Origin of the sequence: Rhodococcus sp. 05-2254-6, from assembly GCF_002258565.1 — a bacterium.
In the GTDB taxonomy this organism is placed as follows: domain Bacteria; phylum Actinomycetota; class Actinomycetes; order Mycobacteriales; family Mycobacteriaceae; genus Rhodococcoides.
Window position 1 is genome coordinate 1 of record NZ_NOZF01000027.1, and the last position, 22,064, is coordinate 22,064.

Sequence of the window (22,064 nt, forward strand, 5' to 3'; positions counted from 1 at the left end):
CGCTCGACTTGCATGTGTTAAGCACGCCGCCAGCGTTCGTCCTGAGCCAGGATCAAACTCTCCGTAAAAGACCTGCGAAACAACAACCCCGACCCCCGACAAGAGGACCGAAGCTGCGAATCAGTCAAAGACATCAAGTCAAATCACTAGCAGAAAAACTCAACTAGCATTTCAAACAACACCCGACAACAACCACCACAAGCGGATGGCTGATACATCGAATGCTTTCACCAAAACAAAATAATTTCGGCACTGACATTCATCGACACACTGTTGAGTTCTCAAAGAACACGCACACACCGTCACTACCGTTTGCACGGTAACTTCGGGGCTTACACGCTCGAACCCCAGACATGACTCATTACTTTCGAGCCTTGCCTGGGTTGTTCAGTGCATACTCCGTACAACCTCGTTGTCCCAGTCCGTGAAGACCGGGTCGGTGTCCGTGTTGCTCTGACTCGACAAAAGTTACGCGAAGACCAACGCTTACGCAAATCGCCTGGTCAGATGTAATTTTCGTGTGAACATCTGCCGCATGCCTCGATCAGACGATCGCTACGGCATCGATTTCGACCAACATCTCTTCCCTGGGCAGTCCTGTGAACACTGTGGTGCGACTCGGTAGAACGTCCCCCGACGTATGTGCCGAAACGAACTGGCCGTAAGCGTCGTTCATGGTCGAGAAGTCCTCACGCTTGGTCAGATACACCCTCAGCATGACGACGTCGTCGAAGGTCGCACCGCTGGCCTCGACGATCGCTTTGACGTTCTCGAGTGTGCGGGTCGTCTGCGCGGCTACATCGCCTGGATACAGGTATTCACTGGTGGCCGGGTCGACCGGCCCCTGCCCCGAGACCTGAACGAACGGCCCCTTCCGGACTCCCTGGGAAAATGTGTGGGCAGGTGCGGGCGCACCTGTGGTGCGGATTTCGATCTTCTCACTCATTGTGTTCCTTCCTTCGAGTTCTGTGTTCTGTCGTCCTGGGCTTCTTGCGGGTGCCATCCCAATCCTGCGGAGATCGCCGCCGCGGCGTGCTGCACTTCGGGGAGCGTGGCAAGCACCTGCTGATGATCGAGCACCATGTCGGGCACGGACATCGATACCGCTGCCACCACATCACCGGTTCCGTTGCGTACTGCGCATCCGATGCAGTTGACGAAGGACTCGTGCTCCTCGCGGTCTTCGGCGAACCCCTGCTCGCGCACGAGGTCGAGCTCGCGAAGGTAACGCTCGGCCGTCGTGATGGTTCTTTCGGTGAACGGCGTGTAGGTGATGTTGCGTGCAATCTGCACACGCTCCGCCTCCGGCCGCGCCGAGATGAGGACCTTCCCCACAGCTGTGCAGTGGAGCGGCGCAGGCTTTCCGATTCGCGAATACATCCGCACGCTCTGCTGGGCGTCGAACTTGTCGATGTAGATGACGACGCCGGCCTCGTAGGTGGCGAGGTGGACGGTTTGGCCGGTGATCGCGTTCAGTTCGGACAAGTGCGGCCGGGCAATGCTCCGAACATCCCGCTGTTCGAGCGCATGGTTGGCGAGCTCGAACAACCTGGATCCGAGCTGATATCGGTGGTCCGCGTCGTGCTGGACGAATCTGTCGGCTTCCATCGTGCGAAGGAGCCTCAGCACGGTCGTCTTGTGGACCTCGAGAACCGACGCCAGCTCGTCGAGCGACCGCGGTCCGTCGCCGAGCAAGCCGAGCAGTGTCATCGCCCGCGCGAGACTCTGACTCATTGCGACATCTCCGAGTGGCGCGCGGCAGTGGCCGCGTAGTCCAGCCTCGCCCAATCGGCGTCGGCCAGTTCGGCCAGTTGGGTCAGCACCGTCAAGGGAAGCACCGAGGCGATGTCGTCCTGCCCGGTCAACGCACCCGCCGCGCACAGGTGACCGAACCGAACGCGCTCGACGGAACTCCTGCCCGACAGCAGTCCGGTCAGATATCCGCCCGCGAACGCGTCTCCGGCACCGATCTTCTCGACTACGTCGAGCTTCAGCGCCGGTACGTCGATCCGAGCGGCCCCCTCGAACGCCGTCACGATGTGCGCGTCGTTCTTGATCACCAGGTGATGTGGTTGCGGAAACATCTCGCGCAGCTCGGCGGGATCGGACGTGCCGAACACCAGCGCAGCTTCGTCCGCACCCATGAACACCACATCGCTTCCTCGAACATGTTCACCGAGAACATCGGTGGCTGTGTCCGGCCGAGATTTCCACAGCGCCGGCCGATAGTTCAGATCGAAGCTGACGAGAGTGGGCTGATCCATCAAGTATCTCGTCAGATCGGCGGCGGTATCGGAGATGGCCACCGTGATTCCGGTGAAGTGGATCAGGTCGGTACGGGCGACAAGGTTCGCTGCATTCCCGTCGATGTCTGTGGGCGACAGAGCACTCGCAGCCGAGCCGGCACGGAAGTAGGTCATCGCACTGTCTCGGCATGCGAGGTCGTGGCGGTCGCCGGAACCCGATCCGCGTTGCTTCACGTACATGCCAGTGGGTCGCTCGTGGTCGAGCGACACACCGGAGGTGTCGACACCTGCCGCGATCAATTGACCGACAAGGTACCGGCCGAATCCGTCATCTCCCACTCGAGAGATCCACGACGCATCGACGCCCAATTGACCGAACACCCTGGCCACGTTGGCTTCTGCGCCCCCGGCTGTGCGGTGGAACGTGTTCGATTTCTCCAATGGGCCCGGCTCGGCAACCAGAACGACGAGGCCTTCGCCCACACACACCGCTCGTGGTGCTTTCACGTCGATCTCCTCGAACTCTTGCGGGAACGCTGACTTTCGTTGCAGACTACAAAGCATAAACACATTGCGCAACTACCGTTGCAAAATACGCAACGCATGTGCGGGTTTTTCGAGACCGAGGAGACGATCGTGATCGACACCGATGCCGTCGAGGCACTCAGCCGACGAGTGCTCGGACCCGAGTACAAGGCATTGCCACCCAGGTCATGGGGGCACACCATCGAGAGCTTTCTCGCCACGTCGCCGCGGCTCTCCGAGTTCACGACGCCCGTCCTCACTCTCGACCGAGCACGCATCGCGTCGAACATCTCGGTCATGGCCGAGTGGACTGCGCGCGCGGGAGTGCTGCTCGCACCCCACGGGAAGACGTCGATGGCCCCTCAACTGTGGAAGCAGCAGCTCGACGCAGGAAGCTGGGCCATCACCCTCGCAACCGGATGGCAAGTTCAGGCAGCACGCGCATTCGGGGTCGAACGCATCGTTCTTGCCAATGCCGAGATCGACCCTGTTGCGTTGACGTGGATTGCGGCCGAGCTGGATTCGCACCCGACATTCGAGTTCTACTGCTGGGCCGACAGCGTCGCAACGGTGCACGAGATGGACCGCATCCTCTCGACGCAAGGAGAACGGCCGGTCGCGGTCGTCGTCGAACTCGGTGGCCCGCACGGCCGAACCGGCGCGCGGACGACAGAAGAAGCGATCTCGGTGGCACGTGCGATCGCGTCGTCGCCGCGGCTGACTCTGGCCGGGGTCGGCGGCTACGAGGGCGCACTGAGCCACGACCGGACCGACAGCGGCCTCGCGGCGGTTCGGACCTATCTCGACAACGTGGCCACCCTCCATCGCGCGCTCGATGCCGAGGGGTTGTACGGCGGGCATGCGATCGTGACCGCCGGCGGCAGCGCCTACCAGGACCTCGTGGTCGAGCGGTTGCGCTCTCTCACCAACGGAGAGGGAGTACCTACCGACGTAGTGCTGCGCTCGGGTGCCTACGTGGTGCACGACGACGGCTTCTACTCGCAAATCTCACCACTCACTCCCGCCCGCACCGACGCGCCATTGATGTCGGCGATGCACGGATGGGCTCGGACGGTCTCAAGGCCGGAGCCCGGTCTCGCGCTGCTCGATGCAGGAAAGCGGGACTTCCCGTTCGACGAAGGACTGCCTGTCCCCCAATCCGTTCGAGGAACCGAGACTCTCGCCTCCGGTGCCGACATCACAGCGCTGAACGATCAGCATGCGTTCCTTCGCCTACCGGCCGAGGACAGCGGGGCACTGCCGGTGGGATCGGTGGTGCGCTTGGGGCTGTCTCACCCGTGCACCGCTTTCGACAAGTGGCGTCTCATTCCCGTCGTCGACGATGCCGACAGCGACGATCCTCGCGTCGTCGATCTCGTGCACACATTCTTCTAGAGAGTCGAAACCCCATGTCCGATATCCTCTTTCGAGGTGCTGACGTCATCGACGGCACCGGGTCTCCGCGACTGCGTCGTGACGTTCTCGTACGCGACGGAATCATCGCCTCGATCGCCGAACCCGGCACCGTTCTCGGTGCCGACAGAATCGTCGATGCGACACCTGGGCAGGTCCTGTCCCCCGGGTTCATCGACATGCATGCCCATTCCGATCTGCGTCTACTGACCGATCCCGACCACTTCCCGAAGATCAGTCAGGGTGTCACCACCGAGGTCATCGGCCAGGACGGCATCGCCTACGCTCCGATCGACGACGCGACGCTCGATGTGGTGCGGCGTCAGATCGCCGGATGGAACGGCAATCCCGTCGACCTCGACTTCTCGTGGCGCTCGGTTTCCGAGTACCTCGCTCGCCTCGACGAGGGGATCACCCCGAACGCTGCCTATCTCGTTCCCCAGGGAACACTGCGTTACCTCGCGGTGGGCCCTGATCAGCGACCGGCGACGCCGTCCGAGATCGCCCACATGCAGGAGTTGTTGGCGCAGGGCCTGCACGAGGGTGCCGTCGGAATGTCGAGCGGTTTGACGTACACGCCCGGAATGTATGCGGACACAAGCGAATTACGCGCGCTGTGCGAGGTCGTCGCCGACTTCGGTGGGTTCTACGCGCCGCACACTCGGTCGTACGGCGCGGGCGCACTCGACGCATACCAGGAGATGCTCGATCTCTCCAGGGAGACGGGATGTGCGCTGCATCTGACTCACGCGACGATGAACTTCGGCGTCAATCGGGGCAGGGCACGAGAGTTCTTGGACCGCGTCGATTCTGCGATCGCGGACGGATGTGACGTCACCCTCGACACGTATCCGTATCTGCCCGGAGCCACCACTTTGTCTGCGCTGCTACCGAGTTGGGCGATGTCGGGTGGCCCGGATCGCGCGCTCGAACGCCTCGACGATCCGGACATGCGTCGACGCATCGCACAGGATGTCGACGTCGACGGGTCCGACGGCTGCCATGGCGTGACAGTCGAATGGGAGACCATCCAGCTCAGCGGAGTGGCGAATCCGGAGCTCGATCGCTACGTCGGGCGCACGATGTCCGATATCGCGGCGGAGGCGGGTCGGTCACCGGTGGACGTGTTCTTCGACTTCCTTCGCCGAGATGCGCTGGCCACCACCATCTTGCAGCACGTCGGACACGAGGAGAACGTGCGCGAGATCATGGCGCATCCACGCCATATGGGCGGCAGCGACGCGATCCTTGTCGGCGAGAAACCCCACCCCCGCGCCTGGGGAACGTTCCCCCGCTACCTGGGGCACTACGTTCGGGACGAGCAGTTGCTCTCGCTCGAGGACTGCATCAATCACCTGACCGGTCGTCCCGCTGCGCGCCTCCGCCTGCGCGCCCGCGGCACGATCGCCGAAGGGCACGCAGCCGATCTAGTCCTGTTCGACCCGGCAACCGTGCGCGATACCGCCACGTTCGAGAATCCGAAGCAACAGGCCGCCGGCATCAGCCACGTGATGGTCAACGGTGCCTTCGCTGTCGACGATCGCCGCCCCACGCACTCTCTGGCAGGCCGTGCCCTGCGGATGAATCCCACTGGAAAGCAGACATCGTGAATGCACTGACCACCATTCTGGAGGACCGCGCACTGTCGGTGGTCCGTGCGCCGCACATCTCCGATCCTGCTGCGTTGGCGAATGCGCTCTCGCGCGGCGGGATTCGGGCCCTCGAATTGACCTTCACCACGCCCGGCGTGCTGGCACTGCTCCGCGCGGCATCGAACGCGGGTGCGGTCGTCGGTGCCGGCACCGTCCTGACCGCCGATCAGGCACGGTCGGCGATCGACGCGGGAGCATGCTTCGTGGTGACCCCCGGGCTGCGGCCCGACGTTGCCACGATCGTGACCGACGCCGGGATCCCGCTGATGATGGGCGCGCTCAGCCCGTCGGAGGTGATGACTGCCCTCGATCTCGGAGCGGATGCCGTGAAGATATTTCCGGCTCGGACCGTCGGGTCCGCGTATTTCAAGGATCTGCTCGGCCCCTTCCCCGACGCGAAACTCGTTCCGTCCGGCGGGGTCAACGCAGGAAACGCCGCTCAGTTCCTGACATCCGGTGCCGTCGCAGTGACCGCAGGCACCGATGTGGTTCCACCGGCGTCGGTTGCGGCCGGCCAGTGGGACGACATCACCGTGCGAGCACAGGCGTTCGTGGCGGCTATCAATGCAGACATCAAGGAAGGCTCGTCATGAATTCTGTCGTCGACTGGCTGCGAACCTCAACGCCAGGCCTACTCGTATTGTGCGGCATCGCAATTGCGGTACTGCTCATCGTCATCATCAAGGTCAAGCTCGAACCGTTCATCGCACTTCTCATCGTCGGCCTCGGCTTGGCTCTGGCTGCCGGCTTGCCCGTCAACGAGATAGTCGGCACCGCCATCAAGAGCAACGAATCGCTTCTCGAAACCGGATTCGGGGGCATCCTCGGGCACATCGCAGTGATAATCGGACTGGGCACGGTCCTCGGCGCGATTCTCGAAAAGTCCGGTGGCGCGCAGGCACTGACCGCCAAGCTACTGGGCGTCTTCGGGGAACGCGGAGCACCCATCGCAATGGGACTGCTGGGCTTGATCTTCGGCATTCCGGTGTTTTTCGACATCGGCATCTTCGTATTGGCACCGCTGGTGTACGTGGCGGCGCGCCAAGGCGGAAAGTCGTTGGTGCACTATGCGCTGCCGATGCTGGCAGGGTTGTCCATGACGCACGCCTTCTTGCCACCGCACCCGGGACCGGTCGCCCTCGGTGGTCTGCTCGAGGTGAACCTGGGGTGGCTCATCCTGTTCGGATTCATCTGCGGAATACCAGGATTCATCGCCGCCGGCCTGGTGTGGGGTAACTGGATCGGCAAACGCATCATCGTCGACGTCCCCGAGGACTTCATCAACGACGGAAGCGATGCGAGCACCACCGAGGGTGGAGGAGCAGGCACGGTCGCGACCAAACGTCCGGTCGTCACCACGCCGCCGTCGGTGGGCACGATCGGAGCGATCATAGCCGTTCCGCTGGTCCTGATCCTCGGTGCCACGTTCGGCAGCATTCTGCTCGATCCCGGCAACCTACTCGAGGTGCTCACGTTCTTGGGTACGCCCGCCGTCGCGCTTCTCATCGCAGTTCTGATCGCGTTCTATGTTCTGGGCATTCGACGTGGATCCACGGTCCAGGAACTCAGCAAGCTGACCGGAGAGTCGCTTCGTCCGGTGGGCATGCTGTTGCTGGTGGTCGGCGCAGGCGCATTCTTCGGAAAGGTCATCTCGGCCACGGGCATCGGCACCGCGCTGGCCGACACGATGGCAGCGGCTGGTCTACCGATCATCGTCCTGGCCTACATCATCAGCTGTGCGCTGCGCGTGGCGCAGGGCTCGGCAACCGTGGCCATCGTGACGACCGGCGGCATAGTCGGGCCCCTGGTCGCAGCCCAGGATTACTCGGCTCCGGCCGTCGCGCTGATCGCCATGTCGATCGCAGCGGGCTCGATCATCGCCAGCCACGTCAACGACGGCGGCTTCTGGATCATCGCGAAATTCTTCAACCTGACCGTCAAGCAGACGCTGCAAACGTGGACGGTCCTCGAGACGATTCTGTCCGTGGTCAGCTTCGTCGTCGCGGGAATTCTGTTCGCAATCATCGCCTAGAGCCAGTGGCGCGACTGTGTGCCCTCGGCGGCACTCAGTCGCGCCACTGCGTCCGCACTTGATCACCGACGAAATGTGTGTTCTCGGCGGACATTTCCCGGCTTCCCGACCGCCCGACGAGGTCATCGATCCGATCGTCCAAGCTGTGCGCGCGGGCCATCGCGTCGGACGTGCGCGCCTCGGTCTCCGAGGACTCGACCACATTCGCGAGTCGAACCAGCGCGGCCACCCGTCCGGTCAACTGCCTCCACACCACTTCCAGTGCGCCACGCCGGGATTCGACCTGCGCTGCGGTCTCTTCGTCGACCATCGTCTCACCGATCCGATTCAGCTCGGTCGCTACCGTGCGCAGCGACGCGGCATCGACCGCGATTTCGGTGAGTTCGACGAACAGGTCCAACTGATTGCGTTGGATCTCGAAATACGTCGACTGCCATGCCGGCGACCGACGCACCCGGTCGAACGAAGTGCCCGCGAGGAACAACAGAGTGTCGTAGCGATCGACGAAGCGGTCGTCTTTTCGATCCACGAACTGATCCACCAGTCCTGTGGCCCACTCGACCCTGTCGGCCACCGGAGTTTTGCGCGCCAGCGTGCTGACCCGATCCGTGGCCGCGTCCACCAGAGACAGACCTCGCTCGGCAATCGGGCCGAACTTCTCCGGCGCAGGCGTCCTCGTCAACGCATCGAAAATCGCATCCCGTTGGTCCAGATCGAGGTGCACACCTTCTCGGCGCTCTTTTCGCGCCGCGCGTACTCCGGTGGCGTAGTGCCGATTGGACATCACCACGGTGGTGCGGTGGTGATTGACGCGTTTGCTCAACTCGGCAGCTCGAAGTTTGTACACCAGAGCCGATCCGGGCTTGCTCGTCGTGTCCTTGGCGAGCCACCGATCGCGTTCGTCCACCAGATTGCGGAGCGCGCCGAATCCCCCGATCGACGGCAGCGAGCGTCCCGCATGCCATCGATTGATGAGAACAGCTCGGGTGGCCTCGTCGACGCGCCCGGCCGCGATGGCGACCGCGGCCACGTCGGACAACGGTTCGGAATGTCCGGGCAACCGGCAGCGGGCGCAGCGGCTGTGAACCTCGTCGTCGAATCGGGCACGCTGCTCGGCCGACCCACTGCCATCGAACTCGGACATCATCTCTCCTAGGTCACGTCCAACCGTCGCTGGTCCGCTCACCTTCGAGTGTTCCAGAAGCTCAGATCAGTCCGCTCAGCGATTGTTCGGTCTGCGGCTTCTTCTCGGCCAGCAACGTGCGCGCCACGTCGAGCCCCTCCCAGACGTTCCACATCAGGACGCCCTGGACGACGGCGTCGTCGTCGAGGTAGTACACGACGCCTTCCTTGCCGACCGTCTTCCAGTCCTCGATGACATTCAGCGTCGTGGACACCGTGCCGATCGCCTGATATCCGTCGTCGTACACGTCGGAATAGAAGTACGGGGTGTACGTGTAGGGATCTGCGGCACCGGCCATATTTCGTCCTGCGGCCTTGCCCATTTCGGTCGCGTTGTCGACGTGCTCGATGCGTCGGCGACCGAGAACGGCGTCGGGGTAGTTCGCCACATCACCTGCGGCGTAGACGTGTTCGTCCTCGGTCCGGAGGAACTCGTCGACGATCACTCCGTCGTCGACTGCCAGCCCTGCAGATTCGGCCAGCTCTGTTTCGGGTCGCACACCGAGTCCGAACACGACTCCGTCCGCCTCCACGGTCGAACCGTCGTCGAGTTGAAGTTGCACGCGCGCCGACGCCTCGGCCCCTGACACGACCTTCGTTCCCCGGCGCACAGTGACGCCGTGGCCGGCGAAACCCTTGTCGAAGCCGGCAGCCAGGGTCGGCGGAAACATGTGTCCTCCGAGTACGGCATCCGAGGTGACCAGTGTGACCTTCACATCCTGAAGAGACAACGCAGCTGCAATTTCGGTGCCGATGTATCCGCCCCCGACCACAGCGATGTGATCGGCGGTCTTCGTGAGCTCGCGCAGCGCTCGATAGTCGGCGAAAGTGCGGAAGTACACCACGCGGGGGCTGGGAGGCAGTTCGATCCGGGTCGGCGTTGCACCCGTTGCCAGGAGGAGTTTGCCGTACTCGTGGCGTTCTCCGGATTCGGTGGTGACCGACGAGTTCGAGCGGTCCACCGAGGCGACTCGAGTTCCGGTGTGCACCTCCGCACCGGTGTCGGAGGCCGTGTCCAGCGAGACCTGATCGCGGCCGAAATCCGGATCGGTCCACAGCTTCTTCGACAGCGCCGGGCGGGTGTCCGGCGCGTCGGGGTCTGCGCCGAGTATGCCGATGGAGCCTGACGCGTCCTGCTCGCGGATTCCGCGAGCAGCGCTGTCCGCAACCATTCCCCCGCCGATGATCAGGTAGTCGTAACGCATCGTTCACTCCTCGAAAGTTGCCGTCGTTCGCTTCCGTAGGTACCCGAACAACACGAGAAGAATCCTTCGAGCCTTCACCCCTCGAGAACCCGCAGGTCGGGGAACCGACCGGACTGTATGCAGCATCACACCCCGAAGAGGTTGGCCCAGGCCCGCCCAGTGGGCATCTTGGTCTGGGCGACGAAACATCGTTTTTACACGGGTCGAGCTGTAACGGTTCCGGCCGACCGAACGACTCACACCTCAGGACGCGAACAAAAGGAGACGATGTGACTGTTCAGATCGATTCGCTCGCAATTGGCACCGACAGTGCCGACATCGCGACAGCTGACGTCGACCAGCTCTTCGACGAAGTTTCAATGCTCGACGGCACCATCCTCGACGCCATCGAGCGTCGTACCCGCCTGGCGCGCACGCTTGCTGCGGCAACGTCCGGCGCCACCGAGTCGGACCAGGCAGCCGACCCCTACGCAGACCTCGGCAACGACGGCCACGTCTTCACGCGCATGCTGTCACGCCTCGCGCAGATCACGCGATAACTACACGCCCCCTTCAGCTTCGCAGTCCGCGACCCCGTCGAGCACCCGCTCGGCGGGGTCGCGTCGTGTCGGCACATCCACAACCCGATGACTTTTCGGATCGACCGCTGTCAGTACGAGCAAGACCGTTGTTCGACGGTCCGAAGCAGCAAGTTCTTCCGGAAAAGGTGTGTATCCATGTCCCGTTTGTTGTTCGCCAACATGCCCGTCCGCGACGTCGTCGCCACCCGCGCATTCTTCGAGGGTCTCGGATTCGAGTTCAACGATGTGTTCAGCGACGAGAACTGTGCCTCGATGGTCGTCAGCGACCAGGCAACCGTGATGTTCCTGTCCACCTCTCGGTTCGAGGACTTCATCTCGGACTCGATCTGCGACACGGGCTCGGCCCGGGAGGTGCTGATGTGCGTCTCTGCCGACAGTCGCGAGGAGGTCGATTCGCTCACCGACGCGGCGATCGCCGCGGGTGGATCGAAGTGGATGGAACCCCAGGATCACGGGTTCATGTACGGCCGGGCGTTCCGAGATCTCGACAATCACGTGTGGGAAGTGATGTGGATGGATCCGTCGGCCGTGCCGCACGGCTGACCTATCTTGTCGCCCTAGAGGCTGTCGGGCAAGCCGAATCGATCGAACAGAGTCAGATCGAAGAAGCAGGCCACGTGCCCGACCCCTCTGGCATCGACATCGAGAACATGCAGCTGAAAGGCCCGGTGCACATCGTCCTCTGCCAGCATGTACAGCCCGTACGCAGGTTGACCGTTGGCGGAGGTGGCCACCATCCGCATATCGCCTGCTCCGTTTGCGGGGCAGTTGTTCCGGATAAGAGATCCGATCGTCTCGCCACCCTGATACCACCCGACGAACGGCGGCATTTCCCATACTGCGTCCGAGGTGAACAGCGTGACCAGTCGATCGATGTCGTAGCTCTCGAAACACTCCACGTACTGGGTGAGAAGTTTCTGTAGTTCCGCGGATTCGATGGGCTCGACGTTGTCGAGCTCGGGCGCGATCTCGTCGAGACGCTCCCGTGCTCGCTGCAGGAGGCTGTTGACTGCGGTCGTCGTCGTGGCGAGAGCTTCGGCAACCTCCGACGCTTTCCACTGCAACACTTCGCGCATCAGCAGCACCGCGCGTTGCCGAGACGACAGATGTTGCAGCGAGGCGACGAAGGCGAGCCGTACGGATTCTTTCGCCACCACGATCGAGGCGGGATCGCTCGCATCCGCAAGTTCGCAATCGGCGATCGGCTCGAGCCACGGAATCTCGTTGTTCTGCACCAGTTCGTCGGTGGGACCTGAACTCGGTGCGCCCAGACCCGTCGGCAAAGGACGCTTCGCCCGGCCGTCGAGAGCGGTGAGGCAGGTATTGGTTGCGATTCGGTACAGCCATGTGCGCAGGGACGATCGGCCCTCGTACTTGGCGTACCCCCGCCACGCGCGAATGTATGTCTCCTGCAACAGGTCCTCGGCGTCGTGGATCGACCCGGTCATGCGATAGCAGTGTGCGAGCAACTCACGGCGAAAGGGATCGAACTGCTCGACGAAGTCGTCCTTCTGTTCCGAGGCCACGGTCATGCGGTAGAGCGTAAACCGGACACCGTCGCACCACAGCTCGAATGCGCGCCGCCGAAAGGATCGGCGACACTTCTGCGTTAACCTCGGCATCGTGACATCGGCAACGAGTATCGACGACTTGGTCGAAGAGCTGTACCTGCAGCGTCGTCGAGCGTGGGAAGCCGCTCTCGTCACCGCGCAGAATTTCCTCGAGACCATCGCCGACGAGATTCTCGAGGACGTCGATCGAGACCGATTGAACGCGCAGATGGCACGCATCAAGGACCCGGGCAGATCGGCCGACAAACTGCGCCGGTATCTCTCCGAGGGCCGCATCACCGAACCGACCGACGCCGATGCCGTCGCCGAGGCGTTGCCCGATCTCGTCGGCGTCAAGGTGCTGTGCAAGACCCCGCGCGATCAGCTGACGTTCGTCGCTGCGCTCGAGCGTGCGTGCAACGACCCGGAATGCTCCGTGCGGTTCGCGCAACCACCCACCGACTACGTCGCCTTTCCCAAGCCGAGCGGCTACCGCGCGTATCACGCCGTGCTGGTCGTTCGAGTTGCCACTCACCAGGGCGATCTCGACGTGAAGGTGGAAGTCCAGGTCAAGACGCGCCTGCAGGACGCCTGGGGCGAGCTGACACACGAGGACATGTACAAGCCCGGTGAGGCACTGAAGCCGACCAAGAAGCACACCGACTACGCCGCGCACATGGCCCACCTGCTCGATCAGGTGGATGCGATGGCCGACGATCTGGCCGCGCAGCTCGACTCGTTGACGGCAGCGTCCAAGGACGGCGGCGTGCTCGCGGCCGACCCGATTCCGAAAGATCCGGACTTCATCAGTGCCAGGGTCACCCGCACCGGCCCACGTTATGCACTCGCCGTCGGACCGGACGGCCGCAGAGGCCTCGTTCCCGCCCGATCGGTGAAAGCAGTCATCGGCTCGACCGACAGAATTGCCGTCAACGATTACCTCGAAGTGGGCGACTTCATCGACGTGGTGGTCGAAGACTCCGAGGATGCGCTCTACTATCACCTCACCTCGCAGCCGCCCCGACGCAAGCCTGCGAAAAAACGCAAGCGCTGACCGGCGGTTCTCAGGAACGTCTCACGTCGGTCCGGTAGACATGCCTTCTCGTGACCACTACCGAGAACTCCACGGTCGTCACCGATGCCGACAGTGTCGACACAGCGACCGACAGAACAGCGACCGACGAAACAGCGACCACAGACCGGCGCGCGAAACTCCGTTCCGCCGAGACAATGGTGCCGGCCGTCTCGTTCGCCGTGCTGGCGACCCTGTACGCGGTGATGTCCGTCCTCGGCCATCGCCAGCTCCGCACCTCCGGATTCGACCTGGGCATATTCGTCCAGCAGATCGCGTCGTACTCGCAGTTCCAGGCGCCGACATCCGACCTGCTCGGCACCGGCTACAACACGCTGGGTGACCACTTCTCGCCCATCACCGCGTTGCTGGGGCCTGTCTACCGGCTGTTCCCGCACGCCGAGACGCTGCTGATAGCGCAAGCCGTGTTGTTCGCACTCGCCGTGATTCCGATCAGCCGACTGGCGGTACAGAAGTTCGGCACGATCGTCGGCATCGTGATCGCCGCGGCGTTCGGACTGTCCTGGGGCGTCCAGGCTGCGCTGAACTTCGACTTTCACGAGGTGGCCTTCGCGATGCCGCTGCTGGCCATGTCGATGGTCGCACTGGTTCGGCAGCGCTGGCTGCCGGCCTTGGCCTGGGCACTGCCGCTGGTCTTCGTGAAAGAGGACATGGGTCTGACAGTGATCGTCGTCGGGGCGTTGGTGGCGCTGTGGACGACCGGACGAACCCGCATCCTCGGTGCGCTGACGGCCGTCTGGGGACTGACCTGGATGGTGCTCGCGGTCAAGGTGATCGTTCCGGCCCTGAGCACCGACAACTCGTACGACCAGGGCTCGAAACTGCCTCCGCTGGGCGAGGGCATCGCCGATACAGCGCACGGTCTGGTCGCCGGCGATTCGCGGGCGGCCACGGCGTTTCTGCTGCTTGCGGTCACCGGCTTCTTCGCTCTGCGCTCTCCGCTACTGCTGATCGCGGTCCCGACGGTGGCATGGCGTTTTCTCAGTGACAACACGAACTTCTGGAAGCCGATCTATCACTACAACGCGATCCTCATGGTCATCGTGTTCGTCGCCTTGCTCGACGCGTTCGCGCGCAGCCACCGGCACGGTCAGCTCAGCGAACGCGGCCGGCACTACATCGTTGCGTTCGTAGCCGCGTTCACGGTCGTCGCATTGCCGTTCCTGCCCATGTCACGCGTGGTGCACGCCCAGGAATGGACGATCGATCCGCAAGCCGAGACCGTCCGAGAAATCTCCGAGTGGATTCCTGCCGATGATCGAGTTGCGGCGTCGAACAATCTGGTGGCCCAACTCGTCGCCGACCACGACGTGTCGGTCTTTCCGCAGCGCACGACCGATTCGACCGTCCCGGATTGGATCGTCGTGAACCGCGAACGGCCGGCGGGTTGGCCGACGGACGAGACCGGTGATCGTCAGGCGATCAGCCGGGCGCTGGCGAGCGGATACGACGTCGTCTTCTCCGTCGACGGAGTAGACGTCCTGCACCGCGAGTGACTGCGCACGATTAGTCTTCGAACAGTCGACCTTTCGCTCGACGCATCGTGACGACAAATGCAAGGCAGGTACAGGACATCGACGCTCGAATCGGCGATCTCGGCGCCACCAAGACCGCATCGAAGCGCTCACCGTGGAATCGGAAGAATCCTTACCGCGCGCAGGTTCTGAGCAACAGTCGCCTGTCCGGTCCGACATCCGCAAAAGAAGTTCGACACTTCGAGATAGCGCTGGGCGAGAGCGGCATCGTCTACGAGGCCGGCGACGGGTTCGGCGTCAAACCCGTCAACGACGCAGCATTGGTCTCCGCCGTCGTCGACCGCCTCGGAGTGCAGGCAGACACGGCCGTCCACACGAAATCCGGCGAGATCACCCTCGCACAGGCGCTGACGACGGAGTACGAAATCGGCATCCCGTCCATGGATCTGATCGAGGCCGTCGCCGAACGGGCCGGTGACGCCGAGCTCGATCACGTTCTGCAGAACGGTGACCGCGCATCGTTCGACGCCTGGACCTGGGGTCGCGATGTCGTGGACGTTCTCGATCTCGATCGGTCGGGGACGTTCGATCCGGCCGAGTTCCTCGGTTTGCTGCGTCCTCTGCAGCACCGGGTCTACTCGATTTCCTCGTCGCCGATCGCGCACGAGGGCACCGTTCATCTGACCGTGTCCACGGTCCGATACCGGTCGGCCGAGCGTGATCGAGGCGGCGTCTGCTCGACGTATCTGGCCGATCGCATCGGGGACGGACATCAGGCGGGAGTGTTCCTGTCCGCCAACAAGTCGTTCCGCCTCCCGTCCGACGACACCCCGATCATCATGATCGGGCCGGGAACCGGAGTGGCACCGTTCCGCGCGTTTCTGCACGAACGTCGCGCCCGCGGCGCTGCAGGCGAGAACTGGCTGTTCTTCGGCGATCAGCATCGATCGAGCGACTTCCTCTACGAGGACGAACTCGCCGATTTCGAGCGCAGCGGTCTGCTGACGCGACTCGATCTGGCCTTCTCTCGCGACCAGCACGAGAAGATCTACGTACAGCACCGCATGTGTGAGGCGGGAAAGCAGCTGTACGGGTGGCTCGAAGCGGGCGCGCACCTCTATGTGTGCGGCGATGCGACGCGCATGGCCAAGGGCGTCGACGAGGCATTGCACGAGATCGTCGCCGAACACGGCGGCCGCTCCCCCGATGCCGCCGAGGACTATGTCAACGAGCTCAAGCAATCGAAGCGCTACCTGCGCGACGTGTACTGACGCGGTTTCTTGTCGGACCCCCTCGCTACGGTCTCGAGTACAGGCATCAGTTCTCGTCCGAGAAGAGGGTTCGCACCGTGACCGCACTGCAGAACGGCCATTTCGACTCCACCACCGCGCTCGCGTGGGCCACGTTCACCGAAAACCTGCATGCGCGTCTTCGGACCTTGCCGCGGCGCGATTACATCACGGTGTCCGCCGCTCAGGCGAGCCCCGGCGAGCGTGGGTTGCGCCCGTACATCGACGTGGCGGCGACGGACAGCGGCGTGCTGGTGTCGGTGGCAGCGCTGCCGTCCCTGCTGTACCCGGATGCCCCGGACGCGACGGCCATGGATGTGCAGCTCCTCGACTGCGGTTGGCTGGATCGAGGCAAGCCGGTCGCGGACGGGTCGATCATCGATCTCACGCGAACCGACACCCGAGCCGATGCTGCGCTCGTCGCGGAGATGATCACGCGCGCGTTCCGCGAGATCTGGAACGTCCCACATCCGTCGTTCCTGAGCGTATGGAGCGTGGCGGCCGACGGAGCATCGTCGGGGCCGGTCGACCTGCAACGCGGGTCCTTCGGTCGCACGACCGGCGCAGCGACCGAGAGTCCCTCGGAGACATCCGACGACGTTCCTGCCGAGCTGAGGTCACTTCAGGCGCTGTGCCAGTTGATCGGTCGGCGCGTCGACGCGCACACCGATCGAACGGTGTGCGCCGACGGCGATATCGACGCGTTGACAGCGCGGGCACTGTCGCTGCATCGATCGGCCGCTGTTCGCGCTCGCCCCGACGACACGAATGGGAAGAACTCGGGCGCGGTGTGGAAGAACCTTGCCCGCACCTGGCTCCTGGTCGCACACAGCATGGACGCGGTGACGAGGGCAGACCGACACGCGTGCCGGTGACGACGAGGATCCGACGAACTACAGGATCTTTCGGCGCAGGCCGCTCGCTCGCAGCACCTGACGTTCGACGCCCGCTCGGATGGCCTCTTCGGTACCGATCACCCGTACGTGCGATCGCGCGCGGGTGATGGCGGTGTACAACAGCTCTCGGGTCAACAGTGTCGACGCCTCGGCGGGCAACAGAACCGAGACCGTGTCGTACTGACTGCCTTGGCTGCGGTGGATCGTCATTGCGTACACGGTGTGTACCGAGGAGAGCACATTCGGGTGGATCAACACGTGACCACGACCTCGGGCGAACGCCGCCATCGGAGTTCCGTTGTCTCCCAACACCACAACGCCGGTGTCCCCGTTGTAGATCCTTGCCTCGTGATCGTTGGCCGTCACCAACAAGGGCTGACCGGGATACCAGAGCGAGGGATCGAGAAACGTGCCGCTTCCTTCTCCTACCCACTCCATCGCCTGCCGGTCCCACCGCGAGACCCCCCATCGACCCTCGCGGTGAGCGCACAGGAGGCGATGTTTCTCGAGCCCGAGCAGTGCTGCGGTGGCATCCCCTCGTACGGCGGCGTCGGTGACCTCGGCGGCGGTGTCGATCACGTCGGAGCGCAGCGCGTCGACGTCGTCGGGGCCATGAAACGAAATCTCCTCCGCGCCGGACTCGAGCAGCGCCATGACATCGCCGCCCCGGCCGTCTCGCACGGCCACGGCCAAGCGAGCGATGGCTCCGCCGAACCGTCGGCCACGACTGAGCCGAACGACGCCGCCGCGCAGTCGGTCTCGCTCGAACGCGCTCAGAGCGGCTTCCGCGGGATCCTCGGCGGCGGCGAAGTCCGCGTCGACGAGCTGCGCCAGAACCGGGTTCTCGATTCCGGTCACCGGCCTGGCAACCAGATCTGCTAGCACCGCACCTGCGTCGACCGACGTCAGCTGATCCGGGTCGCCGACGAGAATCAACCGGGACTCCGGACGCACGGCTTCGAGCAGCCGACACATCATCGTCAGAGACACCATCGAGGTTTCGTCGACGACGATGACGTCGTACGGCAGCCGGTTCTCGGCGTCGTGCCGAAACCTCGTCTTGCTGCCGGGCTTCCATCCCAGAAGTCGGTGCAGCGTCATCGCTTTCAGATCTGCCGGAAGCCCGAGGAGACCGGCTTGTTCGGACACGGACTCCTGCAACCGGGCTGCGGCCTTGCCGGTGGGTGCGGCCAATCCGATGCGCAGATCGCTTCCGTGTTCGCGAACGAGAAGCGCCAGAATTCTCGCTACGGTGTGGGTCTTTCCGGTTCCAGGGCCGCCGGCGATGACCGTCGTCCATTCCGTCGCCGCCAGAGCTGCCGCTATTCGCTGTCGATCGGGAGCGGCCGTCGGCGCGCCCGATTCGTCCACGAACAGCGTGGCCAGCGCGTCACCGATCTCGACGGCATCGGCGGCGGGATGGGATTGCGAACGCGCGTCGAGCAGATCTCGAACGGTGCTCTCCTGCAGATGATATCGGTCCAGGTACAGCAGCTCACCCTGATCGGTGTCGACCAGTTTCAGCGGCCGCAACGGTCCATTCGGGCTCCCGACCACCAGTGGACTCACCCTCAGTGCTCGCAGCACGTCGTCGAGCTCCGGCCACGGGAGTGCGCTCGGATCGACGTCCGAGTCCTCGTCGACGGTGACGTCCCGCAGTCGTCGCAGATCCAGGCACACCGAGCCCGATCGCACCGAACGCACGGTCAGTGCAGTGGCGAGCAGTACGTTCTCCGACGACTCACCGGCCAGGGCACCGAGGCGCAGCGCCACGTGCACATCGGATGCCGACAGCACACCCACATCGTTGAAGGTGCGCAGGATTCCACTGCCGCGCAGCGCAATCGACACGCCGGTCATCGAGTCACCTTCCCAGCGAGCAGGTCCGACAACTCGATCACCAGTGCGGCCGGCGGATCCCAGTCGAACACCCCACACCCGGCGGGGGTCTGCGGTCCGACCATGCCCCGCACGAACAGGTATCGGATTCCGCCGAGGTGCAGTTGCGGGTCGTAATTCGATTGACGCCAGCGCAGATATCGGTGCAGCGCAACGGCATACAGAATTGCCTGCAGCGGGTAGTGCGAGCGGATCATTTCCTCGGCCATCTTCTCGCGCGTGAAGTTGCCGGTGGTCAGATCGCCTCTGACGATTCGATTCGTCTTGTAGTCCACCACGACGTACCGCGGTCCTGCCACGCGCAGAACCGAGTCGATACTTCCGGTGAGAAAGCCGCGAAGTGGTGTCGACTCGAGACCGTCGAGCAGATCCGCGTAGGACGCGAGCACGTCCGCCGGATCGAGGTGATGACGCAACAGGCGCGCGACGGACTTCAACGTGACCGTGTTCGCCACCGGATCGTCTCCGCCTGCCAAGGGCAGCTCGAAGTCGAGTTCGGCCAGATGGTCGGACGGCGCTACGTCGGCGAGCGTCCCGAATCCCAACGGTGTCTGCATCACCGGCAGAAGGGCTTGGGCCAACGCCACCGGATCGACCTCCGCCATTCGCGACGCCACCGCCGCAGCGCAGCGACGTTCGAGTTCCGCGAGCAGATCGGGTGCGGACGTGTCGAGGTGTTCGAGTGCCTCGTGGACGAGCGTTCCGAACGCCGCGCCGGCAGGCATGCCGTTCATCGGTGACGCGATTCCGTCCAGCTGTTCGTCGATGTGCTCGCTTCCCGGGTATTCGCTGCCCACGGCCGTGTCGGCGGGCTCGTCCGTCTTCTCGGGGTGCTCGGTCTCGCTGGTCACTCCTACCTCGGGCTGGGCGGGCGCGGCGTCGTGAGCGTGAGCTGTCAACGCGGAGTACGACGTCCGACGCCACAGGAGGTCGAGGGTTCGATCGAATCGTGCGGCAGCGACGGCGAGGTGCGGTTGCTCGGGACGAATCCAATGTGCGGTGGACGGCTCGCCGGGCCCCACCGGTTCGACCGAGATGAGGCCTGCTGCCGACCCGACCCAGGATTGGAGCCGGTTCGCCGTCGTCGCGTCGTCGAGAACCTTGTACGACGGCTCCGGCAGAGCAATTCCGGGGATGCGTCCGAACAGCATGCGGTGCAGCGAGGACGTCGCGGTGTTTCGGCCCGGGGCCCACCACAGCACGATCCGACTCTCGGCGCGGGTGAGGCCGACGTAGAGCAGTCGCAGTTCCTCGCCTGCTTCCTCCTGGTCGTTGAGGATCTTCCTGGCCGCGTAGCCCGTTCCGGACGGTCCGCCGACGTCTCGGATTCGCGTGCCGTTCTCGTGCAGCAACAGCGTCGACGGCTTGCTGAAGTACAACGTGTCCCACGCGTAGGGCAGGTAGACGACCGGAAATTCGAGCCCTTTGCTGCCGTGTGTCGTCATGATCTGCACTGCGGCGGAATCACTGTCGAGTCGACGACTGCGGTCGGTCGACCCGCCCGCTGCCGGTTCCTTGATGCGGTCGGTCAGCCAGCGAGTGAGGGCGGTGATTCCGTAGGACTCGGATACCGCGGCGCGATTGAGCAATTGGGCGATGTGCCGCAGATCGGTCATCGTGCGCTCACCGGCTTCGACCGCGAGCAACCGGGCATCGAGTCCGGACTGGGCCGACACCCGCTCGAACACTGCCGCGAACCCGGCCTCGTCGAACAGCACCGAATACTCACGCAGCCGGCTGCTGACCTGGGACAGCGCATCCTCGGCCCCGGCGTCGAGCTGCGCAGCGGTCCACCCGAGCAGAGGAGTCAACGCGGCCAAACGTACGCGATCGGTGCGATGCGGTTGCTCGATCGCCTGCAGCAACCACAGCCAATGTCGGGCACTCTCGGTACCGAACACACTGGTGCTGCTCGACACGACGGACGGCACCCCTACCGCGTCGAGTGCGTCCCGAATCAACGCCACCTGCTTGGTCGTTCGGGTCAACACCGCAATGTCACGCGGTTCGATCACCCGGCGGCCGTCGGGTCGCTCGAGCTCAGCATGTCCGGACAACAGCTCGACGATGTCCGCCGCAACGTCTGCCGCAACCCTGGATCGGAGCCGGTCGACTGCCGGAAAGCCTTGCCGCAGTGGACCAGCGCCGGTTCGCGGTAGGTAACGCAGCCGCAGGGGAGGATGTCCGACCATGCGCGAGAGAGGGTTTCGCGCTTCGACTGGGTGCACCACGATGTCGTCGTGGCCGAGGGCTGCGCCGCCGTACAGATGGTGCAGGGCGTCGAGCAACCCCGAATCACTACGCCAGTTGGCGGTGAGCTCGTAGAGGTGGTCCGCGGTCTGCACGGCGTCGAGGTAACTCAGTACCTCGGCTCCGCGAAACGCGTAGATGGCCTGCTTCGGATCGCCGACGAGGATGAGCGTCGTGGAGCCGTGAAACGCCCGCCGCAGAATGTCCCACTGCATGGGGTCGGTGTCCTGGAACTCGTCGATCAACACGACGCGGAATCGATCTCGCACTCGCGCACAGGCAGCCTCACCGTGGACGGGGTCCGACAACACCGAATGCAGAAGTCCCAGAAGATCGTTGTAGTCGCGCACACCGAGCAGGCGTTTGCGACGTTCGATCTCCCGGCGCGCTTCCCGGGCGAACCGCACACGCAGTGCCGGCTCGCGATTGTCGTCGTCCGAGTCCTCGGTGTCGGGATACAGAATCGACTGCTGGTCACCCACGGCCGACAGCGCCAACTGCTGGGCATCCCGCCTGCTGAATGCCGGTGCCTCGTCGTCACCGCTGAACATCTGCAGATACAGATCGTCCACGACCTGTTCGAGTAGGTCCGAGACGGATTCGACGAACGTCGATTCCGGTTCGCGCTCGCCTGCGATGCCGAGTCCGTCGAGCATGCGCTGACAGAAACTGTGGGTGGTGACGATGGTTCCGGCGTCGAAGTCCGACAAGGCCCTACGCAACCGTCGACGCCGCCGGTCGACTTCTGCGTCGTCGACTGCGGCCAGAAATGCCAC

General features: G+C 63.9%; 17 protein-coding genes, 1 rRNA gene and 1 pseudogene. 10 read left to right on the forward strand and 9 right to left on the reverse strand.

The features are described from left to right. The 4 genes from CH256_RS03245 to CH256_RS03260 form a co-directional block, all read right to left on the reverse strand. A 16S ribosomal RNA gene (locus CH256_RS03245) occupies nt 1-68 on the reverse strand; the annotation flags it as partial. A 476-nt stretch (nt 69-544) separates the two neighbouring features. Next, nucleotides 545-946, reverse strand: coding sequence for a RidA family protein (locus CH256_RS03250; protein ID WP_068050854.1), 402 nt, complete (start codon nt 944-946; stop codon nt 545-547). Further along, a complete protein-coding gene (locus tag CH256_RS03255) occupies nt 943-1,734 on the reverse strand; it encodes an IclR family transcriptional regulator (RefSeq protein ID WP_094668866.1) in 792 nt (263 codons plus the stop codon). The genes CH256_RS03250 and CH256_RS03255 overlap by 4 nt, the downstream gene beginning before the upstream one ends. Continuing rightward, nucleotides 1,731-2,753 (reverse strand): sugar kinase, encoded by a 1,023-nt coding sequence (locus tag CH256_RS03260; protein WP_255183363.1) that lies wholly within the window; start codon nt 2,751-2,753, stop codon nt 1,731-1,733. The genes CH256_RS03255 and CH256_RS03260 overlap by 4 nt, the downstream gene beginning before the upstream one ends. Before the next feature lie 96 nt (nt 2,754-2,849). Between CH256_RS03260 and CH256_RS03265 the strand changes: the two genes are divergently transcribed. From CH256_RS03265 to CH256_RS03280, 4 genes are read left to right on the forward strand one after another with little or no spacing between them, the layout of a single operon-like run. Beyond that, nucleotides 2,850-4,166, forward strand: coding sequence for an alanine racemase (locus tag CH256_RS03265; protein WP_094640025.1), 1,317 nt, complete (start codon nt 2,850-2,852; stop codon nt 4,164-4,166). A gap of 14 nt (nt 4,167-4,180) precedes the next feature. Next, the gene (locus tag CH256_RS03270) at nt 4,181-5,794 is read left to right on the forward strand and encodes an N-acyl-D-amino-acid deacylase family protein (protein WP_094640024.1); all 1,614 of its coding nucleotides are present in this window, start codon (nt 4,181-4,183) and stop codon (nt 5,792-5,794) included. Beyond that, nucleotides 5,791-6,429 carry a bifunctional 4-hydroxy-2-oxoglutarate aldolase/2-dehydro-3-deoxy-phosphogluconate aldolase gene (locus tag CH256_RS03275; RefSeq protein ID WP_094640023.1) on the forward strand — a complete coding sequence of 213 codons (639 nt, stop codon included), beginning with the start codon at nt 5,791-5,793 and terminating at the stop codon, nt 6,427-6,429. The genes CH256_RS03270 and CH256_RS03275 overlap by 4 nt, the downstream gene beginning before the upstream one ends. Further along, complete coding sequence (locus CH256_RS03280; protein WP_094668867.1) at nt 6,426-7,868, forward strand: GntP family permease; 1,443 nt, start codon at nt 6,426-6,428, stop codon at nt 7,866-7,868. Before CH256_RS03275 ends, CH256_RS03280 begins: the two co-directional genes overlap by 4 nt. Before the next feature lie 34 nt (nt 7,869-7,902). On the opposite strand, the gene CH256_RS03285 is transcribed toward CH256_RS03280, so the two are convergent. Both CH256_RS03285 and CH256_RS03290 read right to left on the reverse strand, forming a co-directional pair. After that, a complete protein-coding gene (locus CH256_RS03285) occupies nt 7,903-9,012 on the reverse strand; it encodes a hypothetical protein (protein WP_068050860.1) in 1,110 nt (369 codons plus the stop codon). 61 nt (nt 9,013-9,073) lie between these two features. Continuing rightward, complete coding sequence (locus tag CH256_RS03290) at nt 9,074-10,255, reverse strand: NAD(P)/FAD-dependent oxidoreductase (RefSeq protein WP_094668868.1); 1,182 nt, start codon at nt 10,253-10,255, stop codon at nt 9,074-9,076. A gap of 269 nt (nt 10,256-10,524) precedes the next feature. Between CH256_RS03290 and CH256_RS03295 the strand changes: the two genes are divergently transcribed. Together CH256_RS03295 and CH256_RS03300 are read left to right on the forward strand one after the other, a co-directional pair. After that, entirely contained in the window at nt 10,525-10,794 is a 270-nt protein-coding gene (locus tag CH256_RS03295; protein WP_094640019.1) for a hypothetical protein, read from the forward strand. A 177-nt stretch (nt 10,795-10,971) separates the two neighbouring features. Then, nucleotides 10,972-11,379 (forward strand): VOC family protein, encoded by a 408-nt coding sequence (locus CH256_RS03300; RefSeq protein WP_094640018.1) that lies wholly within the window; start codon nt 10,972-10,974, stop codon nt 11,377-11,379. Between the two features lie 14 nt (nt 11,380-11,393). Here CH256_RS03300 and CH256_RS03305 read toward each other — a convergent pair whose 3' ends face one another. Next, nucleotides 11,394-12,368 carry a sigma-70 family RNA polymerase sigma factor gene (locus tag CH256_RS03305; RefSeq protein WP_094640017.1) on the reverse strand — a complete coding sequence of 325 codons (975 nt, stop codon included), beginning with the start codon at nt 12,366-12,368 and terminating at the stop codon, nt 11,394-11,396. Nucleotides 12,369-12,459: 91 nt separating this feature from the next. On the opposite strand from CH256_RS03305, the gene CH256_RS03310 reads away from it, so the two are divergent. From CH256_RS03310 to CH256_RS03325, 4 genes and pseudogenes are all read left to right on the forward strand, one after another. Continuing rightward, nucleotides 12,460-13,440, forward strand: coding sequence for a GTP pyrophosphokinase (locus CH256_RS03310; RefSeq protein ID WP_094640016.1), 981 nt, complete (start codon nt 12,460-12,462; stop codon nt 13,438-13,440). A 50-nt stretch (nt 13,441-13,490) separates the two neighbouring features. Continuing rightward, nucleotides 13,491-14,975, forward strand: a complete 1,485-nt coding sequence (locus CH256_RS03315; protein ID WP_094640015.1) for a DUF2079 domain-containing protein — start codon at nt 13,491-13,493, stop codon at nt 14,973-14,975. A 107-nt stretch (nt 14,976-15,082) separates the two neighbouring features. Further along, nucleotides 15,083-16,225 (forward strand): annotated as a pseudogene (locus CH256_RS03320) (sulfite reductase subunit alpha); the annotation flags it as partial. Between the two features lie 77 nt (nt 16,226-16,302). Further along, nucleotides 16,303-17,118: a TY-Chap domain-containing protein gene (locus CH256_RS03325; protein ID WP_094668869.1), complete on the forward strand. Its 816-nt coding sequence runs from the start codon at nt 16,303-16,305 to the stop codon at nt 17,116-17,118. A gap of 18 nt (nt 17,119-17,136) precedes the next feature. On the opposite strand, the gene recD is transcribed toward CH256_RS03325, so the two are convergent. Then, on the reverse strand, nt 17,137-18,999 hold the full coding sequence (recD, locus tag CH256_RS03330; RefSeq protein WP_094668870.1) for an exodeoxyribonuclease V subunit alpha: 1,863 nt from the start codon (nt 18,997-18,999) through the stop codon (nt 17,137-17,139). Next, on the reverse strand, nt 18,996-22,064 hold a 3,069-nt coding region (locus CH256_RS03335; protein WP_094668871.1), incomplete at its 5' end, for a UvrD-helicase domain-containing protein. The genes recD and CH256_RS03335, both read right to left, overlap by 4 nt.

Coding starts and splice junctions, on each gene's coding strand:
- CH256_RS03250 (WP_068050854.1), bottom strand. CDS start 946: ATGAGTGAGAAGATCGAAATCCGCACCACAGGTGCGCCCGCACCTGCC.
- CH256_RS03255 (WP_094668866.1), bottom strand. CDS start 1,734: ATGAGTCAGAGTCTCGCGCGGGCGATGACACTGCTCGGCTTGCTCGGC.
- CH256_RS03265 (WP_094640025.1), top strand. CDS start 2,850: ATGTGCGGGTTTTTCGAGACCGAGGAGACGATCGTGATCGACACCGAT.
- CH256_RS03270 (WP_094640024.1), top strand. CDS start 4,181: ATGTCCGATATCCTCTTTCGAGGTGCTGACGTCATCGACGGCACCGGG.
- CH256_RS03280 (WP_094668867.1), top strand. CDS start 6,426: ATGAATTCTGTCGTCGACTGGCTGCGAACCTCAACGCCAGGCCTACTC.
- CH256_RS03285 (WP_068050860.1), bottom strand. CDS start 9,012: ATGTCCGAGTTCGATGGCAGTGGGTCGGCCGAGCAGCGTGCCCGATTC.
- CH256_RS03290 (WP_094668868.1), bottom strand. CDS start 10,255: ATGCGTTACGACTACCTGATCATCGGCGGGGGAATGGTTGCGGACAGC.
- CH256_RS03300 (WP_094640018.1), top strand. CDS start 10,972: ATGTCCCGTTTGTTGTTCGCCAACATGCCCGTCCGCGACGTCGTCGCC.
- CH256_RS03305 (WP_094640017.1), bottom strand. CDS start 12,368: ATGACCGTGGCCTCGGAACAGAAGGACGACTTCGTCGAGCAGTTCGAT.
- recD (WP_094668870.1), bottom strand. CDS start 18,999: ATGACCGGCGTGTCGATTGCGCTGCGCGGCAGTGGAATCCTGCGCACC.